Annotated in this window: 7 protein-coding genes; 4 read left to right on the top strand and 3 right to left on the bottom strand. The window is 61.0% G+C overall.

The window, feature by feature from the left end; genetic code table 11:
- Positions 1 to 72: 72 nt before the first annotated feature.
- The 3 genes from AC3WN7_RS24330 to phhA form a co-directional block, all read right to left on the bottom strand.
- Complete coding sequence (locus tag AC3WN7_RS24330) at positions 73 to 1266, bottom strand: amino acid aminotransferase (RefSeq protein WP_102674980.1); 1194 nt, start codon at positions 1264 to 1266, stop codon at positions 73 to 75.
- A complete protein-coding gene (locus tag AC3WN7_RS24325; RefSeq protein WP_007975310.1) occupies positions 1266 to 1622 on the bottom strand; it encodes a 4a-hydroxytetrahydrobiopterin dehydratase in 357 nt (118 codons plus the stop codon). Before AC3WN7_RS24325 ends, AC3WN7_RS24330 begins: the two co-directional genes overlap by 1 nt.
- Positions 1623 to 1727: 105 nt before the next feature.
- Entirely contained in the window at positions 1728 to 2513 is a 786-nt protein-coding gene (gene phhA / locus AC3WN7_RS24320; protein ID WP_102674979.1) for a phenylalanine 4-monooxygenase, read from the bottom strand.
- A gap of 407 nt (positions 2514 to 2920) precedes the next feature.
- Between phhA and AC3WN7_RS24315 the strand changes: the two genes are divergently transcribed.
- The 4 genes from AC3WN7_RS24315 (at position 2921) to flgH (ending at position 7118) form a co-directional block, all read left to right on the top strand.
- Positions 2921 to 4480, top strand: coding sequence for a sigma-54-dependent transcriptional regulator (locus AC3WN7_RS24315; protein ID WP_095963832.1), 1560 nt, complete (start codon positions 2921 to 2923; stop codon positions 4478 to 4480).
- 318 nt (positions 4481 to 4798) lie between these two features.
- Positions 4799 to 5539 (top strand): flagellar basal body rod protein FlgF, encoded by a 741-nt coding sequence (locus AC3WN7_RS24310; RefSeq protein WP_007975314.1) that lies wholly within the window; start codon positions 4799 to 4801, stop codon positions 5537 to 5539.
- Positions 5540 to 5584: 45 nt separating this feature from the next.
- Entirely contained in the window at positions 5585 to 6370 is a 786-nt protein-coding gene (flgG, locus tag AC3WN7_RS24305; protein WP_007975316.1) for a flagellar basal-body rod protein FlgG, read from the top strand.
- Between the two features lie 52 nt (positions 6371 to 6422).
- Positions 6423 to 7118 carry a flagellar basal body L-ring protein FlgH gene (flgH, locus tag AC3WN7_RS24300; protein ID WP_015096281.1) on the top strand — a complete coding sequence of 232 codons (696 nt, stop codon included), beginning with the start codon at positions 6423 to 6425 and terminating at the stop codon, positions 7116 to 7118.
- Positions 7119 to 7131 lie beyond the last annotated feature (13 nt).

Genomic DNA, 7131 nt, shown 5'->3' with positions numbered 1-7131 from the left:
GCGGTGTGTCAGTCGACATTTGCATCGTCTGACACACCGCTTTCGCGAGCAAGCCCGCTCCCACAGGGGGGGTTACTTGCAGACTGCGGCAATCGCCTCGGCCAGCAGATCCAGACGCGTGGCATCAATCCCCGCCACGTTGGCGCGGCCGGAGTTGACCATGTACACGCTGTGATGATCCCGCAGGTTCTTCACTTGCTCTGGCGACAGGCCTGTGTAGGAAAACATCCCGCGTTGCACGCCAATGTGCGCAAACCGCTCGCGCAAACCGTGAGGCTCCAGTGCTTCCACCAGACCGCTGCGCAGTTGGGCGATACGCAAGCGCATGCCTTCCACTTCGTCAGCCCAGAGATTTTTCAACTCCGGGTCGCCGAGGATGGTCGCGACCACGGCCGCACCGTGATCCGGCGGTGTCGACCACAGGTTGCGGGCGATGTTGGCCAGCTGGCTGCGGATATCGGTGAGCTTGTCGGCGCTTTTCGCACAGACAATCAGCGCGCCGGTGCGGTCGCGGTACAGGCCGAAGTTCTTCGAGCAAGAGCTGGTGATCAGCAGTTCCGGCAACTCGGCGGCGAACAGCCGGGTCGACCAGGCATCCTGCTCCAGGCCATCGCCGAATCCTTGATACGCGAAGTCGATCAGTGGCAGCAGTTCGCGCTTGCGTACTACCTCCAGCACCCGCTGCCAGTCATCCTGGGACAGGTCGAAACCGGTCGGGTTGTGGCAGCAGGCATGCAGCAACACCACGTCACCCTTGGGCGCTTCGTTGAGCACTGCCAGCATGCCATCGACATCCAGTCGGTTGTCGCTGCCGACGTAGGGGTAATGGCTGACCTTGACCTTGGCGGCGGCGAAAATGCTTTCATGGATCGGCCAGGTCGGGTTGCTCAACCAGACACCGCGCCCCGGCAGGCACTGGGCGATGAAGTCAGCGCTCAGGCGCAAGGCCCCGGTTCCGCCCGGAGTCTGGGTGGCGCCGGCGCGTTGTGCGCTGATCAGCTTCGAGTCGGCGCCCAGCACCAGCTCATTGATCGCCTTGCCGAACGCCGGTTCGCCGTGACCACCGATGTAGGTCTTGGTGGACTGGCCGTCCACCAGGCGCTGCTCGGCAAGTTTCACCGACTCGAGAATCGGCGTCAGGCCTTGGGCGTCTTTATAGACACCCACGCCCAAATCGAACTTGCGCGGGTTCGGGTCCTGCGCGTAGGCCTCCATCAGGCCCAGAATCGGGTCGCCGGGCACTCGGCCGATGGCGTCGAAGTGCATTACTTGCGCCCCTCGGCGTCCTTCGCTACTTCGTCAGTGCGCGCGGCCATGATGAAGTCGTTGCGGTGCAGGCCCTTGATCGAGTGGCTCCACCAGGTCACGGTCACTTTGCCCCACTCGGTCAGCAGGCCCGGGTGATGGCCTTCAGCCTCGGAGATTTCACCGACGGCGTTGGTGAAGGCCAGTGCATGTTTGAAGTTCTTGAACAGGAAGACCTTTTCCAGCTGCATGATGCTGTCACGTACTTCGATGTTCCAGTCCGGGATCTGCTTGATCAGGATCGGCAGTTCTTCGTCGCTGACTTGTGGGGCGTCGGCGCGGCAGGCTTCGCAATGGGCTTGGTTCAAGGTGGACATGGTGTGTTTCCTGTAATCGAGTGTTTTTATATCGGTCGACAGTGCCGTCACGCTAAACCAAAGCGACGGTGACTGACAGACTCACTTGTCAGCAAAAGTCGCGGTTCACGCGGCCTTTGGGGGGAATTTCGGCGTGTGCAGACCCATCTGCATCGCTTGCTTGACCATGCCCATGATGTCTTCGTGGGCCAGGTCGAACAGGCGCTTGAGGTTCGGCAGAACGAAATACAGGGGTTGCAGGATGTCGATGCGGTAAGGCGTGCGCATGCATTCCAACGGGTTGAAGGCTTGATGTTCAGGCTCGTTCGACAGGCTGTAGACGGTCTCTTTCGGTGAAGACAGGATGCCGCCGCCGTAGATGCGCTGGCCTTGCGGGGTGTCGACCAGGCCGAACTCGATGGTCATCCAGTACAGGCGCGCCAGGTACACGCGTTCTTCCTTGGACGCCTTGAGGCCGAGCTTGCCGTAGGTGTGGGTGAATTCAGCGAACCAGGGGTTGGTCAGTAGCGGGCAGTGACCGAAGATCTCGTGGAAAATGTCCGGCTCCTGCAAGTAATCAAGCTCTTCGCGGGTCCGAATAAAGGTCGCCACCGGAAACTGCTTGCTGGCCAGCAATTCGAAAAAGGTCTGGAAGGGAATCAGTGCGGGAACCCGGGCAACCTGCCAGCCGGTGGTTTCACCGAGGACCTTGTTGATTTCGCCGAGTTGAGGAATGCGGTCGTGGGGCAGACCGAGTTTTTCGATACCGTCCAGGTACTCCTGGCACGCACGCCCTTCGATCACTTTCAGTTGGCGAGTGATCAGCGTGTTCCACACCGCGTGTTCTTCGGCGGGGTAGTCGATAAAACCTTGCGCATCGGGCTCGCGAGCCACGTATTGCGTCTGCTTCATACTGCTCTCCTGCTAGGGGATTTCGTTCTTGTTATGTACTGCTATGGACCTAGAAATACCCCAAGGATTGCACTGTTGCAGCAGGTGATCGGCGTCACGCGTAGGAAAATCCATCGATATTCGTAAAGTTTTCGTTACAAAGTGATCGTGACCGCGCAGGTATTGAGATTTCTCGGTTTGAAAAACGCTTTGCCTGTCACATAATCTTGACGACTATCTGAGCGCCTCGAAAGAAAAATGCGATCGAGCGCGCACCGCAATACCCCTGTGGGAGCGGGCTTGCTCGCGAAAGCGGTCTGTCTGATACATCAATGTTGGCTATGCCGACGCCTTCGCGAGCAAGCCCGCTCCCACAGGTTGCGCGCCAGGCGTCACAACCTCAATCACTGCTTTTTCAGGCCTTTTTCATGCGTATCAAAGTCCACTGCCAGAACCGCATCGGCATCCTGCGCGACATTCTCAACCTGCTGGTGGAGTACGGGATCAACGTGGCCCGTGGTGAAGTGGGGGGTGAGCACGGCAACGCCATCTACCTGCATTGCCCGAACCTGATCAACATTCAGTTCCAGGCCTTGCGTCCGAAATTCGAAGCGATTGCCGGGGTCTTCGGTGTCAAGCGTGTAGGGCTGATGCCCAGCGAGCGTCGGCACATGGAGCTCAATGCCCTGCTCGGTGCGCTGGAGTTTCCGGTGCTGTCGATCGACATGGGCGGTTCCATCGTCGCGGCCAACCGGGCAGCGGCGCAGTTACTGGGTGTACGGGTCGACGAGGTGCCGGGTATTCCCCTGTCGCGCTACGCCGAAGACTTCGATTTGCCGGAACTGGTGCGCGCCAACAAATCGCGAATCAACGGGCTGCGGGTCAAGGTCAAGGGTGACGTGTTCCTGGCCGACATCGCGCCGTTGCAGTCGGAGCACGACGACAGCGAGGCCATGGCCGGTGCCGTGCTGACGCTGCACCGCGCCGACCGGGTGGGAGAGCGCATCTATAACGTGCGCAAGCAGGAATTGCGTGGCTTCGACAGCATCTTCCAGAGCTCGAAAGTGATGGCCGCGGTGGTGCGCGAAGCACGGCGCATGGCACCGCTGGATGCGCCGCTATTGATAGAAGGCGAAACCGGTACCGGCAAAGAGTTGCTGGCGCGGGCCTGCCACCTGGCCAGTCCGCGCGGGCAGTCGCCGTTGATGGCGCTCAATTGTGCCGGGCTGCCGGAGTCCATGGCCGAGACGGAATTGTTCGGTTATGGCCCCGGTGCCTTTGAAGGGGCGCGGGCCGAAGGCAAGCTCGGGCTGTTGGAACTGACGGCGGGCGGTACGCTGTTTCTCGATGGCGTTGGGGAAATGAGCCCGCGCTTGCAGGTGAAATTGCTGCGCTTTTTGCAGGACGGCTGCTTCCGTCGTGTCGGCAGCGACGAGGAGGTTTACCTCGACGTGCGAGTGATCTGCGCGACCCAGGTCGACCTGTCCGAATTGTGCGCGCGCGGCGAATTCCGCCAGGACCTCTATCACCGCTTGAACGTGTTGTCGCTGCACATCCCGCCGCTGCGCGAATGCCTCGACGGTTTGACGCCGCTGGTGGAGCACTTCCTTGATCAGGCCAGTCGGCAGATCGGTTGCCCGTTGCCCAAGCTCGCCCCGGCGGCCATGGAGCGGCTCAGCCACTACCATTGGCCGGGCAACGTGCGGCAACTGGAGAACGTGCTGTTCCAGGCGGTTTCCCTGTGCGACGGCGGCATGGTCAAGGCCGAGCATATTCGCCTGCCGGATTATGGCGTGCGTCAGCCCCTTGGCGATTTTTCGCTGGAGGGTGGGCTGGACGAGATTGTCGGGCGTTTCGAAAAGGCGGTGCTGGAACGGTTGTATTCCGAGCATCCGAGCAGTCGGCAGCTGGGTAAGCGGTTGGGGGTTTCGCATACCACCATTGCCAACAAGTTGCGTGAGTATGAGGTGGGCAAGAACGAGTCCTGACTCAAGCTTGCTGTGTTTGTGCCGGCCTCTTCGCGAGCAAGCCCGCTCCCACAGGTTTTGTGAACGCCGCAGATCACTGTGGGAGCGGGCTTGCCCGCGAAGGCGACAGATCAGTCACTCAAGAGGCCGGCACTTGCCACCCACCGGCATGACACCGCCGGTTTTTCGTCTTTGACACAAATCACCAATCCCCTTTGATCTCCTCAAGTCCCCTGTTTGCCGGGCCTCGCGCCGCCAAAAACAAGTTGGTCTGCAAATTGCTTATGGCTCAGCAACACAGCAGTGGGCGGCAAACGTCCGGCAGGCAGAGGAAAGAGTGTGGACAAGTACCTTTATGTGGCAATGACCGGCGCCAGCCAGAATGCACTGGCGCAAAAGGCGCATGCCAACAACCTCGCGAACATCTCCACCAACGGCTTCCAGAAAGACCTGGAGCAGGCCCGTTCGATGCCGGTGTTCGGTGACAGCTTTCCGGCGCGTGCGTTTGCCATGTCCGAACGCCCGGCCACGGATTTCTCCCCGGGTTCACTGGTGGAAACCGGCCGGGACCTGGACGTTGCCGTGCAGGGCGGCGGCTGGATTGCCGTACAGAATCCCGATGGTGGTGAAAGCTACGTGCGCACCGGCAGCCTGAATGTTGACGCCCTGGGCGTTCTGCGTGCCGGCAACGGTATGCCGGTCATGGGCAATGGCGGGCCGATTGCCGTGCCGCCGGAGCAGCAGATCGAAGTCGGCGAGGACGGCACCATCAGCATCCGCGCGATGGGCGAAGGTCCGCGGGTGATGGCTGAAGTGGACCGCATCAAGCTGGTCAACCCGGACCTGAAGAACATGACCAAGGGCCTGGATGGATCGATCCACACCAAGGACGGCCAGCCGGCGCAGGCCGATGCCGGCGTCAAGCTGGTGTCCGGGTTCCTCGAGTCGAGCAACGTCAATGCCGTGGAAGAGATGACCTCGGTACTGGCCTTGTCCAAGCAGTTCGAGCTGCACATCAAGATGATGAACACCGCCAAAGACGATGACCAGGCCATGGCTCGGGTCTTGCAGATCAGCTAATTACCAGAACGTCGCGCCGTAAAACAGGCACACGAGGAGAATCGAATGCTTCCGGCTCTATGGGTTGCCAAAACAGGCCTGTCCGCCCAGGACACCAACCTGACCACCATTTCCAACAACCTGGCGAACGTGTCGACCACGGGTTTCAAACGTGACCGCGCCGAGTTCCAGGACCTGCTCTACCAGATCAAGCGTCAGCCAGGCGCCCAGTCGACCCAGGACAGCGAACTGCCGTCGGGTCTGCAACTGGGTACCGGTGTGCGCATCGTCGGCACCCAGAAGAACTTCACCGCCGGCAGCCTGCAAACCACCGAGCAGCCACTGGACATGGCCATCGACGGTCGCGGTTTCTTCCAGATCCTGCAACCGGACGGCACCACGTCCTACACCCGTGACGGCACCTTCCACCTGGACTCCAACGGCCAGATCGTCAACGCCAGCGGCTTTGCCCTGGAGCCGGCGATTGTCATTCCGAACGATGCGCAGACCTTCACTGTCGGCCGCGACGGCACCGTGTCCATCACCGTTGCCGGCAACCCGGCTGCCCAGGTGATCGGCAACCTGCAGACCGCCGACTTCATCAACCCGGCCGGCCTGCAGGCAGTGGGCAACAACCTGTTCCTGGAAACCGCCGCCAGTGGTGCGCCGCAAGTCGGCACACCGGGCCTGAACGGTTTCGGCACCACGCTGCAGAACACCCTGGAAACGTCCAACGTCAGCACCGTTGAGGAGATGGTCAACATGATCACCACCCAGCGCGCCTACGAGATGAACTCCAAGGTGATCTCCACCGCCGACCAGATGCTCTCGTTCGTAACGCAGAACCTGTAATCAAGTCTATGTGGCGGCCTTGAGGCTGCCTGCAACACCGTGAGGTAGGGTCATGAATCGCTATGTATCTGTTCTGGCACTGAGTGGGATCGCCGCGCTCGCAGGTTGCGTGCCTGCGACGCCCAAACCCAATGACCCTTACTACGCCCCGGTGTTGCCGCGCACGCCGTTGCCGGCGGCCGCCAACAACGGCTCGATCTATCAGGCCGGTTTCGAACAGAACCTCTACAGCGACCGCAAGGCGTTCCGGGTCGGTGACGTCATCACCATCACCCTGAACGAAAGGACCCAGGCCAGCAAAAACGCCAACTCGCAAATTGGCAAGAACAGCAAGGCCAACATCGGCCTGAGTTCGCTGTTCGGCAGCAGCGCCACCACCAACAACCCGTTCGGCGATGGCGACCTGAGCCTGAGTGCCAGCTACGAAGGTGACCGCGCGACCAAGGGCGACAGCAAGGCGGCGCAGGGCAATACCCTGACCGGCTCGATCACCGTGACCGTTGCCGATGTGTTGCCCAACGGCATCATCGCGGTGCGCGGCGAGAAGTGGATGACCCTCAACACCGGCGATGAGCTGGTGCGGATTGCCGGCCTGGTTCGCGCCGATGACATCTCGACCGACAACACCGTGTCGTCGACCCGTGTCGCCGATGCGCGCATCACCTACTCGGGCACCGGTTCGTTTGCCGATGCGAGTCAGCCAGGCTGGTTCGACCGTTTCTTCCTCAGCCCGCTGTTCCCTTTCTAGGTGGCTTTCCAGT

The sequence above is a fragment of the Pseudomonas sp. FW305-70 genome (assembly GCF_058783925.1).
This window is presented reverse-complemented; position numbering and strand designations above follow the sequence as displayed.